20 protein-coding genes are annotated in these 21,805 nt (G+C 69.8%); 8 read left to right on the top strand and 12 right to left on the bottom strand.

What is annotated here, in order from left to right:
* Nucleotides 1-450: 450 nt before the first annotated feature.
* Together IE307_RS04895 and IE307_RS04890 are read right to left on the bottom strand one after the other, a co-directional pair.
* Nucleotides 451-1,731, bottom strand: a complete 1,281-nt coding sequence (locus IE307_RS04895; protein ID WP_191296198.1) for a HAMP domain-containing sensor histidine kinase — start codon at nt 1,729-1,731, stop codon at nt 451-453.
* Nucleotides 1,728-2,393: a response regulator transcription factor gene (locus IE307_RS04890; RefSeq protein WP_191296197.1), complete on the bottom strand. Its 666-nt coding sequence runs from the start codon at nt 2,391-2,393 to the stop codon at nt 1,728-1,730. The genes IE307_RS04895 and IE307_RS04890 overlap by 4 nt, the downstream gene beginning before the upstream one ends.
* A 25-nt stretch (nt 2,394-2,418) precedes the next feature.
* On the opposite strand from IE307_RS04890, the gene IE307_RS04885 reads away from it, so the two are divergent.
* A complete protein-coding gene (locus IE307_RS04885; RefSeq protein WP_191296196.1) occupies nt 2,419-2,973 on the top strand; it encodes a hypothetical protein in 555 nt (184 codons plus the stop codon).
* A gap of 5 nt (nt 2,974-2,978) precedes the next feature.
* On the opposite strand, the gene IE307_RS04880 is transcribed toward IE307_RS04885, so the two are convergent.
* The 3 genes from IE307_RS04880 to IE307_RS04870 all read right to left on the bottom strand — a co-directional run bounded on the left by IE307_RS04880 (nt 2,979) and on the right by IE307_RS04870 (nt 6,373).
* Nucleotides 2,979-4,184, bottom strand: coding sequence for a glycoside hydrolase family 88 protein (locus tag IE307_RS04880; protein WP_191296195.1), 1,206 nt, complete (start codon nt 4,182-4,184; stop codon nt 2,979-2,981).
* 211 nt (nt 4,185-4,395) lie between these two features.
* A complete protein-coding gene (locus tag IE307_RS04875; protein ID WP_191296194.1) occupies nt 4,396-5,325 on the bottom strand; it encodes a GNAT family N-acetyltransferase in 930 nt (309 codons plus the stop codon).
* Between the two features lie 61 nt (nt 5,326-5,386).
* A complete protein-coding gene (locus IE307_RS04870; RefSeq protein ID WP_191296193.1) occupies nt 5,387-6,373 on the bottom strand; it encodes an alkaline phosphatase family protein in 987 nt (328 codons plus the stop codon).
* 109 nt (nt 6,374-6,482) lie between these two features.
* On the opposite strand from IE307_RS04870, the gene IE307_RS04865 reads away from it, so the two are divergent.
* On the top strand, nt 6,483-7,367 hold the full coding sequence (locus IE307_RS04865) for a Ppx/GppA phosphatase family protein (RefSeq protein WP_191296192.1): 885 nt from the start codon (nt 6,483-6,485) through the stop codon (nt 7,365-7,367).
* A gap of 7 nt (nt 7,368-7,374) precedes the next feature.
* On the opposite strand, the gene IE307_RS04860 is transcribed toward IE307_RS04865, so the two are convergent.
* From IE307_RS04860 to IE307_RS04850, 3 genes are all read right to left on the bottom strand, one after another.
* Nucleotides 7,375-7,722: an STAS domain-containing protein gene (locus tag IE307_RS04860; protein WP_191296191.1), complete on the bottom strand. Its 348-nt coding sequence runs from the start codon at nt 7,720-7,722 to the stop codon at nt 7,375-7,377.
* A 97-nt stretch (nt 7,723-7,819) separates the two neighbouring features.
* The gene (locus IE307_RS04855) at nt 7,820-8,053 is read right to left on the bottom strand and encodes a DUF6480 family protein (RefSeq protein ID WP_191296190.1); all 234 of its coding nucleotides are present in this window, start codon (nt 8,051-8,053) and stop codon (nt 7,820-7,822) included.
* A 21-nt stretch (nt 8,054-8,074) separates the two neighbouring features.
* Nucleotides 8,075-8,461, bottom strand: coding sequence for an ATP-binding protein (locus IE307_RS04850; protein WP_191296189.1), 387 nt, complete (start codon nt 8,459-8,461; stop codon nt 8,075-8,077).
* A 126-nt stretch (nt 8,462-8,587) separates the two neighbouring features.
* Between IE307_RS04850 and IE307_RS04845 the strand changes: the two genes are divergently transcribed.
* The gene (locus IE307_RS04845) at nt 8,588-8,935 is read left to right on the top strand and encodes an STAS domain-containing protein (protein WP_191296188.1); all 348 of its coding nucleotides are present in this window, start codon (nt 8,588-8,590) and stop codon (nt 8,933-8,935) included.
* 200 nt (nt 8,936-9,135) lie between these two features.
* Here the strand turns inward: IE307_RS04845 and IE307_RS04840 are convergent, their stop codons facing one another.
* Nucleotides 9,136-13,284, bottom strand: a complete 4,149-nt coding sequence (locus IE307_RS04840) for a HAMP domain-containing protein (protein WP_229904386.1) — start codon at nt 13,282-13,284, stop codon at nt 9,136-9,138.
* A gap of 137 nt (nt 13,285-13,421) precedes the next feature.
* On the opposite strand from IE307_RS04840, the gene IE307_RS04835 reads away from it, so the two are divergent.
* From IE307_RS04835 to IE307_RS04825, 3 genes are all read left to right on the top strand, one after another.
* On the top strand, nt 13,422-14,807 hold the full coding sequence (locus tag IE307_RS04835; protein WP_191296187.1) for a PP2C family protein-serine/threonine phosphatase: 1,386 nt from the start codon (nt 13,422-13,424) through the stop codon (nt 14,805-14,807).
* A 71-nt stretch (nt 14,808-14,878) separates the two neighbouring features.
* Entirely contained in the window at nt 14,879-16,504 is a 1,626-nt protein-coding gene (locus IE307_RS04830; RefSeq protein ID WP_191296186.1) for a PHP domain-containing protein, read from the top strand.
* A gap of 40 nt (nt 16,505-16,544) precedes the next feature.
* Nucleotides 16,545-17,114 carry a TMEM175 family protein gene (locus IE307_RS04825; RefSeq protein ID WP_229904445.1) on the top strand — a complete coding sequence of 190 codons (570 nt, stop codon included), beginning with the start codon at nt 16,545-16,547 and terminating at the stop codon, nt 17,112-17,114.
* Here IE307_RS04825 and IE307_RS04820 read toward each other — a convergent pair.
* Entirely contained in the window at nt 17,086-17,928 is an 843-nt protein-coding gene (locus IE307_RS04820) for a helix-turn-helix transcriptional regulator (protein ID WP_191296184.1), read from the bottom strand. The genes IE307_RS04825 and IE307_RS04820 overlap by 29 nt on opposite strands.
* Before the next feature lie 139 nt (nt 17,929-18,067).
* Here IE307_RS04820 and IE307_RS04815 point away from each other — a divergent pair, with 139 nt between their 5' ends.
* Nucleotides 18,068-19,015: an SDR family oxidoreductase gene (locus IE307_RS04815; RefSeq protein ID WP_191296183.1), complete on the top strand. Its 948-nt coding sequence runs from the start codon at nt 18,068-18,070 to the stop codon at nt 19,013-19,015.
* Here IE307_RS04815 and IE307_RS04810 read toward each other — a convergent pair.
* Both IE307_RS04810 and IE307_RS04805 read right to left on the bottom strand, forming a co-directional pair.
* On the bottom strand, nt 18,981-19,589 hold the full coding sequence (locus IE307_RS04810; protein ID WP_229904385.1) for an alpha-ketoglutarate-dependent dioxygenase AlkB: 609 nt from the start codon (nt 19,587-19,589) through the stop codon (nt 18,981-18,983). The two genes, IE307_RS04815 and IE307_RS04810, sit on opposite strands and share 35 nt — an antisense overlap.
* Nucleotides 19,590-19,610: 21 nt before the next feature.
* Complete coding sequence (locus IE307_RS04805; RefSeq protein ID WP_191296181.1) at nt 19,611-20,150, bottom strand: TetR/AcrR family transcriptional regulator; 540 nt, start codon at nt 20,148-20,150, stop codon at nt 19,611-19,613.
* A gap of 48 nt (nt 20,151-20,198) precedes the next feature.
* Between IE307_RS04805 and IE307_RS04800 the strand changes: the two genes are divergently transcribed.
* Nucleotides 20,199-21,797 carry an AMP-dependent synthetase/ligase gene (locus IE307_RS04800; protein ID WP_191296180.1) on the top strand — a complete coding sequence of 533 codons (1,599 nt, stop codon included), beginning with the start codon at nt 20,199-20,201 and terminating at the stop codon, nt 21,795-21,797.
* Nucleotides 21,798-21,805 lie beyond the last annotated feature (8 nt).

Genomic DNA, 21,805 nt, shown 5'->3' with positions numbered 1-21,805 from the left:
CGGTGCGGCCCGGATCCGCGCCGAGTCCGTGCGGAACTGTCGCATTTCGATTGGCCGGGATGACACCAGGCGATCGGTTCAATCTTAAATTCGATTAAGACGTGGACGGTCCGTGTGGGCGAGCTTAAAGATATTTAAAATGGATTAATCGTCTGAACGGGGGATTGGGGACGATCGGCGGTCGGCTAACTTCATGTCAGATCACAAAAACCGATCCACCGCAGACTCACTGAATACGCTGGTCCCCACACCCGGCGCCGAGAGCCCCGGCTGATCCACCTCGTTCCACCGGTGTGGGAAGGCAAGTGCGCACTGCTCATCGGGTTCCTCCCTCCTGCTCGGGACTCGGTGGTGCGGCAGCGGTGCAGCGCGGCCGGCCGGTGCCCGCCGGCGGCGTCGGACCCGTCCCACGGTCCGCACGCCGCCGGCGGTGTTTCACATTCCGGCCCCCTAGAGCCTCCGGAGCCTCAATTGCACGCGTGCACCGCCCAACGGACCGCGGTCGACGTGGAGAGACCCTCCCGTGCTCTCCGCGGCGCGTCGGGCGATGTCGAGCCCCAGCCCGGTGGAACCACCACCGCTGGCACCGCGGCGCACGGCCCGTTCGGTGTCCGCGATGCCGGGACCGGCGTCCTCGACGACCAGCGCCACCAGATCGGCCTGGTGCACGAGCGTCACGGCGAACCGCGTGCCCTCCCGCGTGTAGCGGAAGACGTTGCCCAGCAACGCGTCCAGCGCGGCGGCGAGGTCGGAGCGGGAGATCGGCACGTGCGCGGGCTTGTCGGCGCCGCGGACCGTCCACGGCCGTTCCTGGTCGTCGGCGAGCGCGGACCAGAACACCAGCCGGTCGCGCACCACCTCCGCCGCGTCGGCGCCGCTGTCGTCGGGCTGCAGTCCGGAGCGGGCCACCTTGATGATCTCGTCGACTTCCCTCTCGAGGCCCTGGACGGCCTCCCGGACGCGGTCCGCGCCAGGACCACGCCCGAGGGTGTCCGCGTCCAGGAGAAGGGCCGTGAGAGGCGTTCTGAGGCGGTGCGAGAGGTCGGCGACCACCTCGCGTTCGGCGGCGAGCAGGTGCCGGACGCGCTCGGCCATGGCGTTGAAGGCCTTCCCGGCCTCCTTGACCTCGGGCGGGCCCTTCACCGGGACGCGCGCGGAGAGGTCGCCCTGGCCCATCCTGCGGGCGCCTTCCGCCAGCGCCTGGGTGGCCTTGACGGCCCGTGCGCCCAGGCGGTCGGCGACGATCACCGAACCGGCGACCAGGCCGACGGCGACGCCCGCCAGCACCCACCACGTGCCGATCACGCCGTGGGTGAGCTGGTCGTGCGGCACGAACGCCTCCACGATCACGATCCCGCTCTCGCTGGTGGCGAGCGGTTGCAGGTAGGCGACGCCGTCGGGCCTCTTGATGGTGGACGCGGTCGCCACCTTCTGGGCGTCCTGCAGGTCCGCGGCGGTGATGTGCGAGTAGCCGTAGGTGCCGGCCGGGGCGCTCAGGTGCACGGCCAGCCGCTGCTGACTGCCGTACGGGGTGCTCCTGATCGCCTGGCGGATCTCCTGCGGTTTGCGGGTGATCAGCAACGCGGGCGTCATCGCGTTCGCCTGCTTCTCCGCCTCGCCCAGCGCGCGGTTGTACGCGGACTCCTTCACGACGATCGCGAGCGGGATGAGGAACGCCAGGGCCACCATGCTGGTCGCCGCGAGAGCGACCAGCACCAGTGACCGCCTCATCTGGGGTCGACCAGACGCACGCCGACTCCTCGCACGGTGTGCAGATAACGGGGCTGCGCCGCTCGTTCACCGAGCTTGCGGCGCAGCCAGGACAGGTGGACGTCGAGCGTCTGGTCGTCGCGGTGCGACGGCCAGAGGTTCGCGAGGATCTCCGCCCGCGGCACCACCTCCCCCTGCCGTGCCGCGAGGTAGGAGAGCAGCTCGAACTCCTTGTGCGTCAGGGAGAGCTCCTGACCGTCCACGGCGGCCCTGCGGAGGTCGACGTCGATCTCCAGGCCGCCGATGACGAGCTGCTTGGTGTCGCGGGCACGTCGCAGCACCGCCTGCAGGCGCGCTTCGAGGTGCTCGCTCGAGAAGGGTTTGACGAGGTAGTCGTCGGCGCCCGCGTTGAGCAGCCGGACGATCCCGGCCTCGTCGTCGCGGGCGGTCGCGATGACCACCGGGGTGTTCGTGACGCCTCGGATCATGCGCAGCGCGTCACCGCCGTCGAGGTCGGGGAGCCCGAGATCGAGCACCACGACGTCGTAGGTGTTCGCGGTGACTTCGCGCAAGGCCTCGATCGCGAGCGCGACACCGTGCACGATGTGGCCCTGGCCGGTGAGGGCGCGTGTGATCGCCGCCCGCACCACCGGGTCGTCTTCGACCAGCAGCACTGATGCCATGAGCCGCTACGGGAGGATCGTCGCAGTGAGAAGGTCCGCCGGATACCTGGCCGCCTGGGCGCTGGTGACCGCGGTCGCCGTCGGTCTGTCCTGGTTCGGCATCCGATGGGCGATGGAACCCGCGCCGGTCGCTGCCGTGGAGATCACCACCGGTTCGGCCGTGCTCCCGATGCCGACCGTCACCTCGATCAGCGTCCCGGTGCCCGAGACCGGTGCCTCCATCGACACCCCGCCGCCTGTCACGCCTTCGTCCACCAGGCCTCCTGTCATCACCACATCTGTACCGGCTCCTCCCAGTAGTACGGATGCGCGTCCCACCTCGGCTCAATCGCCGCAGGGGGAATGGCAGTCGGACGGCTCGTACGTGCACGCGTTCAACCTGCGCGGCGGTGACGTGGTCGTGCGGTACCGCCAGCAGGGGGTGCAGGCGTTGTCGGCGACCCCCGCGGACGGGTACTCGGTGTCCGTGGAGCAGCCCGGCGGGCCGCTGGTGGTGAACTTCCGCAACGCCGCCGGCCGGTTGTCCAGGCTGGAGGCCACCTGGAACAACGGGCCGACGGCGAACGTGATCGAGCAGTAGAGCGGCTACAGGCCGATGGCCTTGGCGATCTGCGCGGGCTTGAGCACCCGCAGGATCGCCTCGTACAGGTAGTAGTCGCCGTACGGCAGCGAGATCTCCACGCCGTCCTCGGACGGGCGGTTGCGGGTGCCGCGCGCCAGGATCGCCTCGGCCCGCGTGGACCTGGTCGTCAGGCAGGTGCTCACGAGGCCGTCGAGGATCTTCAGCGCCCGGTCGCGGTAGCGGTCGGTGCCGGTGACCTTCGCGAGGTCGAGCAGGCCGCACGCCATGATGGCGCCCGCCGACGAGTCCTTGATGTCGTTGGCGCCCAGCGGTGAGCGGTAGTCCCACACCGGCACGCTGTCCGGCGTGAGCACCGACAGGGCGTAGTCGGACATCTTGCGCGCGGTGTCGCGGAACTCGCGCAGGCCCGTGCGGCGGTACATCGTCGTGAAGCCGTAGATGCCCCACGCCTGGCCGCGTGACCAGGACGAGGTGGGGCTGTAGCCCTGCACGGTGTTCGGGCCGACGGCCGCGCCGGTGTCGGGGTTGAAGTCGAACACGTGCGGGGTCGAGCCGTCCTGGCGCAGGAAGTGCGCCTGGGTCGTCCTGGCGTGGGCGATCGCGATGTCGAGGTACTTGCGGTCGCCGGTCTGCTCGGTGGCGAACGCGAGCAGGTCCAGGTTCATCATCGTGTCGATGATGACGCGGCCCGCGTTGCCCGGCGTGCCGAGCCTGCCCCACGCGCGGATGAACTTCCCGGTCGCGTTCCAGCGCTGGATCAGCGTGTTCGCGGCGTCGATCGCGCCGTCACGCCACTTGACGTCACCGGTGAGCCGGTACGCGGTGATCCAGGAGGGGTAGAAGAGGAACCCCAGGTCGTGGTCGCGGGGGTCGAGGCGGCGCGGCGCCAGCCTGTCGTTGGCGGCTTCGGCGAGCGCGCGGAACTGCGCGTCGCCGCTGTCGAGGTGCGCGAGCCACAGCGTGCCCGGCCAGAACCCGCCGATCCAGCCGCCGTCGGCGACGTAGGTCCACTTCTCGGCACGGGTGATCTCCGGGAACGACGTGATGCCCGGAGCGACGGCCTTCAGCTTGGAGTTGCCGTAGTCGAGGGCCGCGCGGAGCTTGGCGGGCGAAGCGGCGGCTTCTCCCGCGCCGAGGGCGACACCTGCTCCGGTGAGCAGGGGAGTGGCCGCCGCAGAAGCCAGAAGGGTGCGTCGAGACAGATTCACGAGACCGTCCAGTCCCTTTCTCGTCTTGCGCCCGGCGACACAGTGCCAGATCGGATCAAGCCGTGTAAAGGTGCGTCAAAAATTGATTCCTTCGGCTTGTGCTGGGCCGCTGAACAGCGTAAAGGCGGAGTTCGGGTCTGATCAGATACGTGAACTACCTGCATTCCGACGTTGTAATTCGAATTGTTCACAAGGATGAACAATTCGGCGGTCAGACGCGGTGGAGAACAGCGTCCAGATGGCGTGGGCTCAGGCCGTGCCGCCGTTTGAAGGCCGCGTTGTCCCTGCCGCCCTCGAGCGTGGACTTGCCCAGGCGGATCGCGAGCCTGACCGACTCGGCGAACAGCACGCCGTAGGGGCTGTAGTTGCCGTCGACGGCGTAGTCGACGCCGCACGTCCAGGTGTGGAAGCGGGTGGCGTCGGTGAGGCAGACCCCGGCGGCGACGAGCCTGCCGTGCTGGCGGACCTCGATCACCTGCGCCAGGTCGCCCAGTGCCGTCACGAACCTCGCGAAGGTGGTGCCGGGGTGGTACCCGTTGTTCTCGAAGCGGCTGGCGGTCTTGACGCACAGCAGGGTGATCTCGTCGAGCGAGGCGTGGTCGACGGGGAGCACCTCGACCGTGACGCCCGCCTCCCCCGATCTTCGCTCGTTGCGCCGCAGGTTCGCCCTGGCGCGCAGGCCCAGTCCCGCGAGGTAGTGCTCGTAGGTGGTGAGGCCGCCGGTCCACCTGTCGGTGAGGTGGCGCGCGGGCAGCCCGGCCGCCCGCAGCGCGTGCGAGAGGGCGTTGCCGCGCTGGACGTTCATGAACCCGAACCAGCGCGCGCCGAACATCGACGCCGTGCGGACCACCGCCTCCAGCAGCCGCGGCAGCACCTCCGCGACGGCGGGCACGTGCGCGTCGTAGCAGTGCCAGGTGTGGCTGAGCAGCGCCGGCTGGCCGACCGCCTCCGGGTACACCTCGTGCAGGCGGCGCAACGGGTTCGCGGCCGTCTGGAGGTAGGCGGGCATGACGGCGAGCGACTGCCCCTCGTGGCGCACCACGAAGTACGCGAACGCGTCGACCCGCGTCAGCGGCAACTGCTCGTACGCGCTGACGTACGCGTGTCGGTAGAAGACCGGCGCGCCCGCCGCGCGGACCACCGAATCCCAATCGGCAGAATCGATTTCCCTTATGCTGCTGGAGAATTCGACGTGCACACGCTCACTGTACGGCTTGCCAGACCGCGAAGGGGACGTCGATCTCGTCGCGGCTCAGGCCTCCGTGCTCGAAGCGCGCCGACGGGTCCGGGATCGGGAACCGCGGTGACGCGGCCACCGCGACGACGGGGCCCGTCTCGGGTTGCGGCAGACCGAGTTCGGTGGCGTGGTGCACGGTCGCCGTGTCGCCCAGAGTCGTTGCCACGCGGTCGAAAACGGCCTCCACGCGGTCCGCCTTCGGGTACAGCCACCGCGTGCGGCCCGCGCCACCGGACGGGATCACGCACTCCTCGCGCACGATCGCGTCCCACGCCTCGACGAGGTCCGGGTCGGGATCGACGGCGACCTGGCCGTGGTCGGAGTGCGCCACGACGGTCCACCCCTTTGCGGCCCAACGAGAAGCGTGCGCGTCCAGACGGAGCATGGCCTCGTGCACCGACTCGTCGTAACCGTGGCGGTGCACGTGGTCGTCGATGTTGACGTACGTCCAGAGGAACCTCGAGCCCTCCAGTGCCTTGTCGAGATCGGCGACGACGTTGGCCACGAGCAGCGGCGGATCCTCCGCCTGGGCGGTGAGTTTGTGCCTGGCGGGCGCGGGTACACGGGTGCATCCCCGCAGGAGCGCCTGTGCCCAGGTGCCTTCGAGGAGGTCGAGCTCCCGTGCCAGCACGGTCGCGCCGCGGCGTTCCAGCACGGTCGGCAGGTCCGGGATCGCGGGGGCGCCGTTGATGGCGTGCACGAGGCCGGATCCGTTGCGGTACACCGTTCCCGGTACGCGGTGGACGTCGGCGGAGACTCCCGTCACCGCGGTCAGCAGCGCCGTCGCGGACGTCGAGGGCACGGTCGACGACAGCGTGTCGACGGAGGAGGCCGACAGCCAGGACTGTTTGGCCACGTCCGACGAGAGGCCGTCCACCGCCAGCACGATTACGCCGGAATGTGCCTTGCCGAGGGCGCGTTCGAGCCGGGAAGGTATCTCCGCCAGTGACATTCGGTGACTGTAACGCATCTCATCGGGTCAAGTTCGCCTGTTCGGGGCCGAGGTTCCGCACAATGGCCACCGATGAGGTAAAGAAGACTTGGTAGAAGGAAGGTGGCGGATGTCGGTCGGAGTTCTGGACGTCGGGTGCTTCAGCGCACACCTGGTGGTCGTGGAACGAGACCTGCTGCGTCCGCTGGTGTCCCACAAGGTCCGGCTGAGACTCGACCGCGAGATCGACGAGCGCGGCGCCATCAGCGCCGCCGGCGTCGAGTCGCTCTGCACCGCCGTCCTGGCCGCCCGCAAGAAGGCGGGCGACGTCCCGTTCCTGCCCTTCGCCACCTCCTCCGTTCGTGACAGCACGAACTCCGCCGAGGTCATCCGCAAGGTGGCCAGACGCACCGGCGTCGAGTTGAAGGTGTTGTCCGGCAAGGAAGAAGCACGCCTGTCCTACGCCGCCGCCCGGCACTGGTTCGGCTGGAGCGCGGGCTCCATGGTCGTGCTGGACGTCGGCGGCGGCACCGTCGAACTGGCCGCCGGTTCCGGCGCCGAGCCCGAGCGCGCGGTGTCGTTGCCTTTGGGCGCAAGGACTCTGACGAGGGCCGGCCTCACCGTCGCGGACATGCGCTCCGAGGTGGCGGACAGGCTGGAGACCGCGTTCCCCTGGGGTGAGAGCGATCGCGCGGTCGGGTGCTCGAAGGTGTTCGAACAGCTGGCCCGCCTCGCCGGCGCCCGCAACGGCACCTACGCGTCACGCCAGTTGCGGCTCAGGGACCTGGAGAAGTGGATTCCGCGCCTCGCGAAGCTGTCCGTGCGCGAACGGGCGGCGCTGCCGGGGATCTCGCGCCACCGGGCCCAGCAGTCGCTGGCGGGCGCGGTGGTCGCGGAGGGGTTGATGAGGGTGTCGGGGCACGACGTCGTGGACATCTCGCCGTGGTCCACCAAGGAAGGCCTGTTGCTGTCCCTCGTCGAACGGTCTCGCGCGCGGAACTCGTCCGCGGCCTAGCGGACGCTCAGGCGCTCAGCGCGGTCACCGCGTCGTCGACGTCGGCGAACAGCCTCAGCAACTGGTCGACAGCGGTCATCTGCAACGGTCGCAGCACGATCCTGGTGTCGCTGACGACACCGAACTTGATGCCGAGCACATCGGCCTGGTGCTGCGTCTCCACCAGCGCGCGGATCCCCTCGGACCCGAAGAAGCGCACTTCCCGCAGGTCGACGACCAGTGCGGGCGGCTTGCGGTCGAGCAACTCGGCGAGCCTGCTGGTGACCGGTGCCGAGGACATCATGTCGATCTCGCCGGTCAGGGCGACGATCGGGATGGACTGGACATAGGTAGTTCTCTGTCGAAGCTGATTCATCAAGACTCCCGTCCGCACCGACCGTACGCGTCACCGTGCGACGACCACAACCTGAACACGGCTCGTCAGGTCGCGGACGGGTCCTCCGGACGACCGCTCAGGCGAGCAGGAAAGCCCGGGTCAGGAGCATGGCGGCCACCAGCACCGCGAACAGCACGATGATCGCGATCACAATGCGCCCGGCGGTCGCCGTCGGCGGCTTCCGCTCGTGGTGGCTGAGACCTTCGGTGGTCGATCCCGAGTCCGGCGGGGTGTCTCCCGGGTTCACCCCGCCACCGGGCTCGAGGCCGGGGGTGCGGGCGGGATCGGGGTCGGGCGGAAGAGCGGTCATACGGGGACAGGTACCCCGTTTTCACGCTTCTAGCTGAGCCCAGACGACTTTCCCACTCTGCTGCGGCGTCGTGCCCCACCGCACGCTCAGCGCCTGCACGAGCTGCATGCCGCGCCCACGCGCGCTGTTGGGGTCCACGGGCCTGATCTGGGGCATCCGCGACGACTCGTCGTGCACCTCGACCAGCATCCCGCCGGCCCTGCGGCTCACCGTGAGTGTGATCGGTCCCTCACCGTGGTCGATGCTGTTGGACACCAGCTCCGTCACGACGAGCTGCGCGTCGTCGGCCAGGTCCTCCGACAACTCCCACGAGGCAGCGGCCTCGCGCACCACCTGACGTGCGCGAGCGCACGAACCGCCCTCGGCGGTCAGGGTCACCCGCACCTCTGCCAGTGGGTCGTTCAACACAAGGCGCATCGTCGCACATCCGGCGGGTCGTCCGGATCTTTCAGCCCCCCGGTGGTCGCATGGTCGGACGTCGTGCTGCACGATTTGGGTCGCACGAGTCGGGCGTGGCGGAAGGAAACGGCGACGATGGAGCTCAACGTCGGCAGCGAGGTCCAGCGGGGATGGCGAGTGCTCGCCGTCGCCGGCGAACTGGACATCGACACCGTGCCCTTGCTGTCCGCCCGGATGGACGCGGACGTCACAGGGGCCCACGCGGTGCTGGACCTGGCCCAGCTGGACTTCATGGACTCGACCGGGCTGGCATTGGTGCTGGACTGGCACCGGCGGCTGGTCGAGGCCGGTGGACAGCTGCGGATCGCGGCTGCTCAGGGGCCGGTTCGGCGGTTGTTCGAGCTGGCGGACGTGGCTGAGGTGCTGAGCCTGTTCGAGTCGGTGGACGCGGCTGTGCAGGAGGCCGTGGACTCGGCTCTCTGACCGGCTGGCTGACCGGCTGACCGGGCGTGCTCGGGTCGGCTTGCGTTGGCCTGGGACAGGCCGGTGCCGGTCATCGCCGTCGTGGCTGCGTTTCACCGCTGGTCAGGGCGGTAGAGGTACGCACGCCTCGGCTTCGCCATTGCGTGGGTGGAGGGCGGCTCGCCCGTTCCACGCGGAACGGGCAGCCCACCTCTTGCCGCTCAGGCCTCCGCCGACACGCCCAGGTAGTAGGCGATCAACCGGATCAGGTGCTCGGTGTCCACCGGCTTGGTCACGTAGTCGGTCGCGCCCGAGGCCAGGGACTTCTCCCGGTCGCCCTTCATCGCCTTGGCGGTCACGGCGATGACCGGGAGGTCGGAGTAGCGCTCCATCGCCCGGATCGCCGAGATCGTGGCGTTGCCGTCCAGTTCGGGCATCATGATGTCCATCAGGACGATGGCCACGTCGTCGTACTGCTCGAGCGCTCGCACGCCCGTGATGCCGTTGTCGGCGAAGATCGCCTCCAGGCCGTGCAATTCCAGCACGCTCGTGAGCGCGAAGACGTTGCGCAGGTCGTCGTCGACGACCAGGACCTTTTCGCCGTGGAAGCGCATGGAGCCCGAGGGGGCCACGACCGGTGCCGCCGGTGCGACGATCGGGGTGGGTTCGGGCAGCACGACCGCCTCGGAGGCGACCTTGCCGAGCGGGAGGCAGAGGGTGAACGTCGAGCCGATGCCCGGCTCCGAGCGCACCCGCAGGGCGCCGTTCAGCAACTGCGACAGCTCGCGGCTGATCGACAGGCCCAGGCCCGTGCCGCCGTACTTGCGGGAGGTGGTGCCGTCCGCCTGCTGGAAGGCCTCGAAGATCACGGCGAGCTTCTCGGCCGGGATGCCGATGCCGGTGTCGTGCACGTCGAAGGCCACTGTGGACGGATCGTCCATGCGCACGTGCAGGCGGATGCCGCCGTCGTGGGTGAACTTGACGGCGTTCGAGAGCAGGTTCCTGAGGATCTGCTGAAGCCTGTGCTCGTCGGTGTGGAGGGTCTCCGGCACGTTCGGGTCCACGCGGACGGAGAACTCGAGGTTCTTCTCGGCCGTGAGGGGCAGGCAGAGCGTCTCGACGTAGCGGACCAGCTCGTCCAGGCGGACCGGGTCCTCGTGCAGCGTCATGTGGCCCGCCTCGACCTTGGTGAGGTCGAGGATGTCGTTGATGAGCTGCAGCAGGTCGGAGCCCGACGAGTGGATCGTGCGGGCGAACTCGACCTGCTTGGGGTTGAGGTTGCCGTCGAGGTTGTCGGCGAGCAGCTTGGCCAGGATCAGCAACGAGTTCAGCGGCGTCCGGAGCTCGTGGGACATGTTCGCCATGAACTCGGACTTGTACTTCGACGCCGTCTGCAGCTGGCGGGCGCGGTCCTCCAGTTCCTCGGAACCGGCCCTCAGTTCCGTCGTGAGGCGCTGGGACTCGACCAGCAGGGCGTCGGTGCGGGAGTTGGCCAGCAGCGTGTTGACGTTGACGCCGATGGCCTCCTTGAGCTGGTCCAGGAGGTCGAGGTGGACGTCCGAGAACTCGTTGAGGGACGCCAGTTCGATCACGCCCAGGGTCTCGCCCTGGAACAGGATCGGCAGGATCACGAGGTTGACCGGGGCCGACTCGCCGAGCGCGGAGGAGACCGTCAGGTAACCGCCGGGGACCTGGGTGACGAGGATCGTCTTCTTCTCCAGCGCCGACTGGCCGACGAGCGACTCGCCCATGGCCACGCGCGTCATGCGCGCCGCGTCCAGGCGGAAGCCGTAGGAGGCGGTGAGTTCCAGCGACTGCTTGGAGTCGTCCTCCTCGATCTGGAAGAACGCGCCGTGGTGGGCGCTGACCAGCGGCGTCAGCTCGCTCATGATCAACGACGCGAGCGCGCGCAGGTCGCGGTGGCCCTGCATGAGACCGGACAGGCGCGCCAGGTTCGTCTTGAGCCAGTACTGCTCGCGGTTGGCCCGCGTGGTCTCCTTCAGGTTCGCGATCATCTGGTTGACGTTGTCCTTGAGCTCGGCGAGCTCCCCGGACGCGTCGACGGTGATCTGCCTGGTGAGGTCGCCCGCGGTCACGGCGGTGGCGACGGCGGCGATCGCGCGGACCTGGGTCGTGAGGTTCGAGGCGAGCTGGTTGACGTTGTCGGTCAGCTTCGACCACGTGCCGGCCACGCCGTCGACCTCGGCCTGACCACCGAGCTTGCCCTCGGTGCCGACCTCGCGGGCCACACGCGTGACCTCGTCGGCGAACGAGCTGAGCTGGTCGACCATCGTGTTGATCGTGGTCTTCAGCTCGAGGATCTCGCCGCGGGCCGAGACGTCGATCTTCTTCGTCAGGTCGCCCTGCGCGACGGCGGTGGTGACCTGGGCGATGTTGCGGACCTGGTTGGTCAGGTTGTCCGCCATGAAGTTCACCGAGTCGGTGAGGTCCTTCCACGTGCCGGCCACGCCGGACACGCGCGCCTGGCCGCCCAGGATGCCCTCGGTGCCGACCTCGCGGGCCACGCGGGTGACCTCGTCGCCGAACGCGCGGAGCGTGTCGACCATGCCGTTGAGGGTGTCGGCGAGGGTCGCGACCTCGCCCTTCGCCTCGACGGTGATCTTCTTCGACAGGTCGCCGTTCGCGACGGCGGTGGCGACGGCGGCGATGTTGCGGACCTGGTCGGTCAGGTTGTCCGCCATCAGGTTGACGTTGTCCGTCAGGTCCTTCCACGTGCCGGCGACGCCCTGCACGCGGGCCTGGCCGCCCAGCCGGCCGTCGGTGCCGACCTCGCGGGCGACGCGGGTGACCTCCTCGGCGAACGACGACAGCTGGTCCACCATCGTGTTCAAAGTGGACTTCAGCTCGAGGATCTCGCCGCGCGCGTCCACGGTGATCTTCTGCGACAGGTCGCCGTTGGCGACGGCGGTGGCGACGTGCGCGATGTTGCGGACCTGGTTGGTCAGGTTGTTCGCCATGAAGTTGACGTTGTCGGTCAGGTCGCGCCACGTGCCCGCGACCCCCGGCACCGTCGCCTGACCGCCGAGGCGGCCCTCGGTGCCGACCTCGCGGGCGACGCGCGTGGCCTCGTCGGCGAACGAGCTGAGCTGGTCGACCATCGTGTTGATGGTGGTCTTGAGCTCGAGGATCTCGCCGCGGGCGTCGATGGTGATCTTCTGCGTTAGGTCGCCGCGCGCGATGGCCGTGGTCACCGAGGCGATGTTGCGGACCTGGGTCGTCAGGTTGTTCGCCATGACGTTCACCGACTCGGTGAGGTCGCGCCACGTTCCGGCGACGCCCGGGACCTGCGCCTGACCGCCGAGGCGGCCGTCCGAGCCGACCTCGCGGGCGACACGCGTGACCTCGTCGCCGAACGACGAGAGCTGGTCGACCATCGTGTTGATCGTGGTCTTGAGCTCGAGGATCTCGCCGCGCGCGTCGACGGTGATCTTCTGGGTCAGGTCGCCCAGCGCCACGGCGGTCGTGACCTGGGCGATGTTGCGGACCTGGGTGGTCAGGTTGTCCGCCATGAAGTTCACGTTGTCGGTGAGGTCGCGCCAGGTGCCGGCGACACCGGGCACCTTCGCCTGACCACCGAGCTTGCCGTCCGTGCCGACCTCGCGGGCGACACGCGTGACCTCGTCCGCGAACGACGAGAGCTGGTCGACCATCGTGTTCAGCGTGTTCTTGAGTTCCAGCATCTCGCCGGAGACGTCGACCGTGATCTTCTGCGTGAGGTCGCCGTTCGCCACCGCCGTCGCGACCTGGGCGATGTTGCGGACCTGGTTGGTCAGGTTGTTCGCCATCGAGTTGACGTTGTCGGTGAGGTCGCGCCAGGTGCCGGCCACGCCGGGCACCTTCGCCTGACCGCCGAGGCGGCCGTCGGTGCCGACCTCGCGGGCCACGCGCGTGACCTCGTCCGCGAACGACGAGAGCTGGTCGACCAGGCCGTTCACCGTCGAGCCGAGCGTCGCGAACTCACCGCGCAGCGTCTGGTCCGACATGCGCTTGGTCAGGTCGCCCTCGGCGACGGCGGCGAGCACGCGGCTCAGCTCCGTCGTCGGCCGCATCAGGTCCTCGACCAGGCCGTTCACCGAGTCGGCGATGAGCGACCAGCCACCGGCGGTGCCCGCGGGCGCCACCCGTTCGGTCAGCCGGCCCTCCTGGCCGACGGCCTGCCGGACGCGGCCCAGCTCACCGGCGAGCCACTGGTTGCGCTCCGCGATCTCGTTGAACACGTCCGCGAGCGCCGACACGGGCCCGTTCCCGGGCACGACGAGCCTGCGGCGGAAGTTGCCGTCACGCAGGTCTCTCATCGCCGAGAGAACCCGATCGAGGGTCGCGTCCGTCTCTTCGTTGGCCGTGGTCACTCCAAGCCTCCGTGCCTCGGTGGTCGGAGCCAAGACTGCCACGTTAGGTTGGGAGCGAGGTAACTTGATGCCGCGATGCACGCAAACAACCCGCAGGAGGCCGTGATGATCCGGCCGGCTGCACTGGACACCAGCGGATGAGCAGCGTCGTGGGCATCGACCTCGACGGCTGGCAGCGCCTGGTGGACGGGCTGCGCGAAGCCGTCTTCGTCGTGGACCCGTCCGGAGTGGTGCGCGTGCGCAACGCCGCGGCCGCCGAGCGGTTCCCCCGCCTGGGCCTCGGCGGGCAGTTCGACGTGCACGTCGCGGGCCGCCAGCACGATCTCGGCGACGGCTGGAGTGCCTGGTACTTCACGGACTCCACGCTCGACCACGCGCACCTGCGGCTCGCCGGCGGCACGTCGCGCGAGCTGACGCTGAAGTCGATCGTGCAGCTCTCAGCCGAGTTGCTGGGCGAGCACTGCGTCGCTGTGGTGCCCGCCACACGTGATCGGCTCGAGTGGTGGCGCTGCGACGGCGGTGAGCCGACGGTCACGCGCACGCCCCGCCGCGCGTCGGAGATCGCCGAGGTCCTGACCGGCACGTCGACCCTGACCAGGATCACCTCTTTGGGTGAAGGCAGCTGGGGTGTGCCGGAGGACTTCGGCTGCGCGCTGGCCGTGCCGCTCGGGGTCGGCGGCGCGCTGGTCGTGGTGCGGAAGGGCGAGTTCGCGCCGAACGACGTGGAACGCGTGCGGCTGTTCGGCAAGCACGCCGCCGCGGCGCTGGAGTCGTCGTCGAAGCTGACCGAGCAGCAGCGGACGATCGAGATCCTGCGGTCGGCGCTGCTGCCGTTGCCGCTGCCCGAGGTGCGCGGCGTGACGATGGCCTCGGTGTTCATCCCCGCCCACCAGCGAGCGTTGGTCGGCGGCGACTTCTACGACGTGCACCCGCGCACGGACGGTTCGGCGACGTTCGTGCTGGGCGACGTCTGCGGCCACGGCCTGGAGGCCGCGGTCCACAGTGGACGCGTCCGGCAGTCGCTGCAGGCGCTGTCGCTGGTCGAGACGAACCCGGTGCGGCTGCTGCACCTGCTGAACACGTCGTTGCGCGCCACCGGCTCGAAGCTGTTCACCACGCTCGTCGTCGGTGACCTGGTGCCGCTGGCCGACGGGGGAGCGCGGCTGTCGCTCGCGTCCGGCGGCCATCCCGTGCCGCTGGTCCTGCGGGCGGACGGCAGCGTGCACGAGGTGAGCGCGACCGGAGCGATCGTCGGCATCCTGGCGGACGTCCGGTTCTCCGGTGAGCAGGTGACCCTGGCACCGGGGGACACGCTGGTGCTGTACTCCGACGGGTTCACGGAGGCACGCGCGCACACCGACCGCTCGGAACTGTTCGGCGAGCAGCGGCTGCGGGCGGTGCTGAAGGAGTGCAAGGGGTTGTCGGCCGAGGAGATCGCACGGCACTGCGAGCGGGCCGTGCTCAAGTGGCTCGACCGCGACGACCACGACGACCTGGCGTTGCTGGCCGTCCAGGCCGTGTGAACGAAATTCCCGGTACAAGGGTTCATCTGGCGTTCGTTTGCCACGACAGGTTGACCGGCTGAGATCGGCGCATGTCGCACTCCCACGATCACCCGCACGGTGATCACGCGCACCACGAGGTCGAACCGGTCGAGGGCAGCTGGCTCGACCCCGGGGACGACCGCCCGTCGTCGGTCGAGCGCCGCAGGTTCCTGGCCGGTCTCGGCATCGCGGCCGGCGCCGCCGGAGCAGTCGCCGTCGGCACGGGCACGGCCGCGGCGCACGTCCCCGTCAACCCGTGGGGCGGCGGCGACCGCTGGTTCGCGGGCGACCACCACATCCACACCCAGTACTCCGACGACGGCCAGTACACGATCGCGCAGCAGGTCGCGAAGGCGCACGAGTTCGGCCTCGACTGGGTCGTGATCACCGACCACGGCGGGGTCGCGCACCAGAAGTTCTCGATCGACCAGATCACGCCGGACATCGAGAAGGTCCGCCGGTCGCAGCGCGACGTGCTGGTCTACCAGGGCCTCGAGTGGAACATCCCGGGCGCCGAGCACGCCACCGTGTTCCTGCCGCCCGGCAAGCACACCGTCGACATCCTCAAGGCGTTCGAGCTCGCCTACGACGGCCGCATCGCGAACAACACCGAACCGCTCGCCCTGGCCGCACTGCGGTACCTGGAGGCGCAGGTCCTCTCCGGACGGACCGAGATCGCGCTGATGTTCGCGAACCACCCGTCCCGGCGCGGCGTCGACAGCCCGCACGAGATCCGCGGCTGGCGCGACGCGGCCCCCGGCGTCGCGGTCGGCATGGAGGGCGCGCCCGGCCACCAGGCCGCCGGCACGCCGAAGTCCGCGGGCGGCTCCGGCCGTGCGCGCGGCTACTACGACACGGCCGCCCCGCTGCCGGAGTCGTTCCCGGCCTACCCGCCGGAGTCCTACCGCACGCACGGCGGGTTCGACTGGATGACCGCGAAGGTCGGCGGCCTGTGGGACTCGCTGCTCGCCGAGGGCCGGCCGTGGTGGATCACCGCCAACTCGGACGTGCACCAGGTCTTCAACGACACGCTCACGCCCGGCAAGCAGGACTACGCCACGACCGGGTCGAAGGGCGCGCCGATCGACTCGGGCGTCAAGCAGACCGCCTACGGCGACTTCTTCCCCGGCCAGTACGGCGCGAACGTCGTCGGCGCCCGGTCGAGGTCCTATGTGGACGTCATGCGCGGCCTGCAGTCCGGCAAGGTGCTGACCGTGCACGGGCGCCTGGTCGACGGCCTGGAGCTGCGCGTGCGGTCCCGCGACGACCTGCGCGGCGTGACGCTGGGCGGCCGGACCTTCGTGCGCCGCGGCGGCGACGTCGAGGTCACGATCGAGGTCGACCGCGCCTCCGGGCCGAACTTCTCCGGTGCGAAGCCCGTGCTGGCCAAGGTCGACCTGATCTCCGGCCCGGTGACCGGGCCCGCGGCCGACCGCGACGTGTTCGCGGCGCCGGAGACGACCGTCACGAAGACGTTCGAGGTGCCGCGCACGGGCAAGATCCGCTTCACGCACACGTTCAAGAACGTCGAGCGGTCGTTCTACCTGCGGCTGCGGGGCAGCGACGGCAAGCGGCTCACCTCGTCCGGTGACCCGATGATCGACGAGATCGCGAACTCCGACCCGTGGGCCGACCTCTGGTTCTACGCCAACCCGGTGTTCGTGGACGTGGTCTGAGTCCGCGTCGTCCTTTGAGGACTAGGTTGGCCGGGTGTCCATGAAGCGCGAACCCGACCGCCTGGTCCTCTTCACCGACGCGGTGGTCGCGATCGCGATCACCCTGCTGGTGCTGCCGCTGGTGGAGATCACCTCGGAACCGGGCGACGAGCCCCCGATCGAGCTGGTCTCCCACCACTGGCCGCAGATCTTCAGCTTCCTGCTGAGCTTCGCGGTGATCGCGCACCTGTGGTTCACCCACCACCAGCTGTTCGAGAACGTGCGGCAGTACAGCGTGCCGCTGGTCGTGCTGAACATGGCGTGGTTGCTGACGATCGTGGTGCTGCCTTTCCCCACGGAGCTGGCGGGGACCTACGACGGGGACACGTTCGTCCGGCTCTTCTACGTGGGCACGATCCTGGTGAGCAGCATCCTGCTGGCCGCGCTGAGGCTGCTGATCCACAGCCGTCCCGGGCTCGCCCGCGAGTCGCCGGGACTGACGAGGGCCGTGGTGCTGCACGCGGTCCTGCCCCCGGCGCTGTTGCTGGTCGCGTTCGTGCTGGTGCCCTTCACCAGCTACTGGAGCCTGCTGTTGCTGCTGCTCAGCCCGTTGGCGCAGCGGATCCGATGACGGACAGCAGCTGCAGCTTCTCGTAGCTCTCGGTGCCCGGCGTGGCGGTGTAGACCAGCAGGAAGTGGTGCTGGTCGGGGTCGAGCAACGTCTGGCACTGCAGCTCCAGCGCGCCGACGCTCGGGTGGACGTACCGCTTGAACTCCTTGGGGCGCAGGCCGATCTCCTGGGCCTCCCACACCGTGCGGAACTCCTCGCTGCGGGCCAGCAGCAGGTCGGTGTAGTGCGCCGCGCGGGAACCGGGGCCGCGCCGGGTGACGGCCTCGCGCAGCCCCGATGCCCACATCCTGCCCAGGAACCCGTGGTCGGCGGGGTCGTACAGCGCGCGGGAATCCGGATCGGTGAACCACCGGTAGCCGAGGCTGCGGGCAGGGCCGGTGTACCGGCTCGCGTCGCCGGTGAGCGCGAGGCCGAGCGGGGTCTGGCGCAGGGTCTCGCCGAGTTCGGTGACGATCTCGGCCGGGGTGTCGTGCAGGCGGTCGAAGATCCGCGCGAGACCGGGGCTGACGTGCTCGCTGATCGACCCGCGGTGCGGCGGGGTGTGGCCCGCGAGCCGGAACAGGTGGTCGCGCTCGTCGAGCGACAGGTGCAGGCCGGCCGCGATCGAGGCGATCATCTGCTCGGACGGGTGCGTGCCGCGTTCCTGCTCCAGGCGCGCGTAGTAGTCGGCCGACATGTTGCACCGCGCGGCGACCTCCTCGCGGCGCAGGCCGTTCGTCCGGCGCCGGGGGCCGCGCCGCAGCCCGATGTCCTCCGGTTGCAACGCCTCCCGGCGGCTCCTCAGGAACGCCGCGAGGCCGGCTCGGTCGATCACCACAGCGGGTCCCTCCTTCGTGTCGGTTTCCTTTGTAGTGCCGCCTCGTCGCGGTAGCCACGGACTGAGAGGTCCTGGATGTGCGCCCGCACGTCCGGCCACTGTGGAGACAACACCACGACGACCAGGGGAGTGCGCGATGAGCGGGAAGAAGTTCGACGTCGAGGTCCCGGACCTGACCGGGAGGCGTGCCGTGGTCACCGGCGCCAGCGACGGGGTCGGGCTCGGCATCGCAGGCCGGCTCGCGGCGGCGGGGGCCGAGGTCCTCATGCCCGTCCGCAACCAGCGCAAGGGTGAGGCCGCGGTCGCCGAGATCCGCCGGCGGACCCCGGACGCGAACGTGTCGTTGCGCTCGCTCGACCTCTCGTCGCTGCGGTCCGTCGCCGCGCTGACCGAAACGCTGCTGGCGGAGGGCGAGCCCGTGCACATCCTGATCAACAACGCGGGGGTGATGACCCCGCCCGAGCGCCAGACGACCGCGGACGGGTTCGAGCTGCAGTTCGGCACCAACCACCTGGGCCACTTCGCCCTGGTGATGGGCTTGTTGCCGGTGCTGAAGGCCGGCCGTGCCCGCGTGACCTCGCAGATCAGCATCGCCGCCAACCAGGGCGCCATCAACTGGGACGACCTGAACTGGGAGCGGTCCTACAGCGGCGGCAAGGCCTACAGCCAGTCGAAGATCGCCTTCGGCCTGTTCGGCCTCGAACTGGCCCGGCGCAGCGAGGCGGGCGGCTGGGGCATCACGAGCAACCTCTCCCACCCCGGTGTCGCTCCGACGAGCCTGCTCGCGGCCCGTCCCGAGATCGGCCGTGACGGCGACACCTTCGGCGTGCGCATGATCCGGGTCCTGTCCTCGGCCGGCGTCCTCGGCACCGTGGAGTCGGCCCAGCTCCCGGCCCTGCTCGCCGCGACCACGCCCGACGCGGCCGAGTTCTACGGCCCGAGCCGCGTCAGCCACCTCAGCGGCCCGCCCGCCGAGCAGGCCCTCTACAGCCGCCTGCGCAGCACCGAGGAGGCACGGCGCGTGTGGGAGGTGTCCGAGGAACTCGTCGCTAGCGGACTCCGTGCGGGCGGAACTGGACGCTGATCCTCGGCCCGACCACCTTCGAGGTCTTCGGGATGGCGTGCTCCCACGTGCGCTGGCAGGAGCCGCCCATGACGAGCAGGTCGCCGTGCCCCAGCGCGTACTTGTGCGTCTCACCGCCACCGCGCGGCCGCAGCAGCAGGGCGCGCGGGGTGCCGACGGACAGGATCGCGACCATCGTGTCCTCGGTCTGGCCGCGGCCGATCGTGTCGCCGTGCCAGGCCACGCTGTCCCGGCCGTCGCGGTAGTAGCACAGCCCGGCCGTCGTGAACGGTTCGTTCAGCTCGGCCAGGTAGTGCTTCGACAGCGCCTCGCGTGCCGTGGTGAGGACGTCGAACGGCAGGGCGCCACCGTAGAAGCAGAGCAGGCGCGGCACGTCGACCACCGCGTCGTACATCTGCCGGCGTTCGGCGCGCCACGGGACCTCGTCGACGAGCTGGTCGAACAGCGCGTCGGCGCCCGCGAGCCAGCCCGGCTGGACGTCGATCCAGGCGCCGTGCGCGAGGTCGGTGCGGCGCGGGGCGAGCGGGGCCAGTTCCGGCTCCGCCTCCAGGTCGAACAGTGATCCCTGGCGCATGGACCGCAGCATAATCGAACACTAGTGCGAGAGCACGGACCACACGGCGTCGGCGATGAACTCGCGGGCCTGGTGCAGGTCGAACACCCCGAGCAGGTACCGGCGCACCGACTCGTGAGCCGGTCCCATCGCGACGGGTTCCAGCATCCACGCCGGTACCGCGCGCAGTTCGCCGGACGCCATGCGGGCGGCGAACCAGGCCAGCACGGGCCCGAACTCCACCATCTTGGCCTCCGGGTCGGCGTGGTCCGGTGCGGCGTAGAGGAAGCGGGCGCGGCTGGGGTTCGCGATGACCCAGTCGAGGTAGTTCAACGTCAGCGTGCGAACGCCCTCACGGGTCGTGGGCGCGTTCAGGGCGGGCAGCATCGCGGCGATGCACCGGGCGTAGCTGTCGGCGTAGAGCTTCGCGAACACGCCCGCGCGGCTGCCGAAGTGGTGGTAGATGCTGCCGTTCGACATGCCGGACCGCTCGGTGAGCGCCGCGATGGTGACGGCGTCGAGGCCGCCTTCCTCGACGAGTTCGAGCGCCGCGTCGAGGAGAGACTGTCGTCTGTCGGCCATGGGGGTTAGAGTACCGCTCTGGAGCGACGCTCTAGAGGAGGACGAGCAATGGCGCTGTCGATTCCCGGCCTGCTGCGCGACCGGGTCGCCCGCACGCCCGACGCCGAGGCGATGCGGTACCGCGACGGCGGTGGCTGGGTCTCGCTGACCTGGGCTCAGTTGCAGGACCGGGTCGCCGCGGAGGCGTTCGGGCTGGCGGAGAAGGGCCTGCGCAAGGGCGACCGCGTGGCGTTGATGGGCCGCACGAGCATCGAGTGGATCGTCACCGACCTCGCCGTGCTCGCCGCCGGCGGCGCCACCACCACGATCTACCCGAACAGCACGGCCGCGGAGGTCGAGCACATCATCGGTGACTCGGGCAGCCGGATCCTGGTGGTGGAGACCGACGAGCACGCCGCGATGGCGCCCGACGGCGTCGAGGTGCTGCGGTTCGGCGCGGTTCCCCGGGGTGAGGGCGACTACGACGCGCTGATCGACGGGCTCGGCGCGGACGACCTGGCGACGTTGATCTACACCTCGGGCACCACGGGCACGCCGAAGGGCGTCGAGCTCACGCACGAGAACTGGCTGACGACGGCGGAGGCCATCGCGTCCCTGGGCATCCTGCGGCCGACGGACCTGCACTTCCTGTGGCTGCCGCTGTCGCACGCGTTCGGCAAGGTGCTGACGATGGCGATGATCGCCGCGGGCGTGCCGACCGCCGTCGACGGGAGCGTCGAGCGGATCGTGGACAACCTGGGGGAGCTGCGGCCGTCGATCGTGGCCGCCGCGCCGCGCATCTTCGAGAAGATCCACGGCCGCATCGTCGCGGGAGCGCGGGAGAAGGGCGGGATCACCGAGAAGATCTTCCGCTGGGCCGACCGGGATCACGGCCCGGCGACGCGCTGGCTCGCGGATCGCCTCGTGTACAGCAAGTTGCGCGAACGGGTGGGCGGCCGGATCCGCTACTTCGTGTCGGGCTCCGCGCCGCTGGCCTCCGAGATCGCCGAGTTCTTCGAGCGCGCCGGCATCACGATCCTGGAGGGCTACGGGCTCACCGAGTCGTCCGCGGCGACGTTCTTCAACCGGCCGGGCATGATCCGGATCGGCACGGTCGGGCCGCCGATCCCCGGCATGGAGGTCAAGATCGCCGAGGACGGCGAGGTGCTGCTGCGCGGCCCCGGCGTCATGCGCGGCTACCACGACCGGCCGGAGGCGACCGCCGAGTCGCTCGTCGACGGCTGGCTGCACACCGGCGACATCGGCGAGCTCGACGACGCGGGCCGGTTGAAGATCACCGACCGCAAGAAGGAGCTCATCAAGACCTCGGGCGGCAAGTACGTGGCGCCGACCCGGATCGAGAGCATGATCAACGCGGCGTCGCCGTACATCAGCAACGTGATCGTGCACGGGGACAGGCGCAAGTACTGCGTGGCACTGGTGACGCTCGACCCGGACACCGCGTCGGGCCTCGCCGACGCCGAGTCCGAAGTGGACAACGCGATCAAGTCCGTCAACGCGCAGCTCGCTCGGCACGAGACGATCAAGCGATTCGCCTTGCTGGACAACGACTTCAGCGTCGAGGACGGGTTGCTCACCGCGTCGCTCAAGCCGCGCCGGCGTGAGATCGAGAAGCGTTACAAGGACGTTCTCGACAGCCTGTACTAGGACAATAG

Origin of the sequence: Lentzea cavernae (genome assembly GCF_014653695.1) — a bacterium.
In the GTDB taxonomy this organism is placed as follows: Bacteria; Actinomycetota; Actinomycetes; order Mycobacteriales; family Pseudonocardiaceae; genus Lentzea; species Lentzea cavernae.
This window is presented reverse-complemented; position numbering and strand designations above follow the sequence as displayed.

Coding starts and splice junctions, on each gene's coding strand:
- IE307_RS04800 (WP_191296180.1), top strand. CDS start 20,199: ATGGCGCTGTCGATTCCCGGCCTGCTGCGCGACCGGGTCGCCCGCACG.
- IE307_RS04830 (WP_191296186.1), top strand. CDS start 14,879: ATGTCGCACTCCCACGATCACCCGCACGGTGATCACGCGCACCACGAG.
- IE307_RS04845 (WP_191296188.1), top strand. CDS start 8,588: ATGGAGCTCAACGTCGGCAGCGAGGTCCAGCGGGGATGGCGAGTGCTC.
- IE307_RS04815 (WP_191296183.1), top strand. CDS start 18,068: ATGAGCGGGAAGAAGTTCGACGTCGAGGTCCCGGACCTGACCGGGAGG.
- IE307_RS04825 (WP_229904445.1), top strand. CDS start 16,545: ATGAAGCGCGAACCCGACCGCCTGGTCCTCTTCACCGACGCGGTGGTC.
- IE307_RS04890 (WP_191296197.1), bottom strand. CDS start 2,393: ATGGCATCAGTGCTGCTGGTCGAAGACGACCCGGTGGTGCGGGCGGCG.
- IE307_RS04855 (WP_191296190.1), bottom strand. CDS start 8,053: ATGACCGCTCTTCCGCCCGACCCCGATCCCGCCCGCACCCCCGGCCTC.
- IE307_RS04865 (WP_191296192.1), top strand. CDS start 6,483: ATGTCGGTCGGAGTTCTGGACGTCGGGTGCTTCAGCGCACACCTGGTG.
- IE307_RS04835 (WP_191296187.1), top strand. CDS start 13,422: ATGAGCAGCGTCGTGGGCATCGACCTCGACGGCTGGCAGCGCCTGGTG.
- IE307_RS04805 (WP_191296181.1), bottom strand. CDS start 20,150: ATGGCCGACAGACGACAGTCTCTCCTCGACGCGGCGCTCGAACTCGTC.
- IE307_RS04870 (WP_191296193.1), bottom strand. CDS start 6,373: ATGTCACTGGCGGAGATACCTTCCCGGCTCGAACGCGCCCTCGGCAAG.
- IE307_RS04860 (WP_191296191.1), bottom strand. CDS start 7,722: ATGAATCAGCTTCGACAGAGAACTACCTATGTCCAGTCCATCCCGATC.
- IE307_RS04895 (WP_191296198.1), bottom strand. CDS start 1,731: ATGAGGCGGTCACTGGTGCTGGTCGCTCTCGCGGCGACCAGCATGGTG.
- IE307_RS04810 (WP_229904385.1), bottom strand. CDS start 19,589: ATGCGCCAGGGATCACTGTTCGACCTGGAGGCGGAGCCGGAACTGGCC.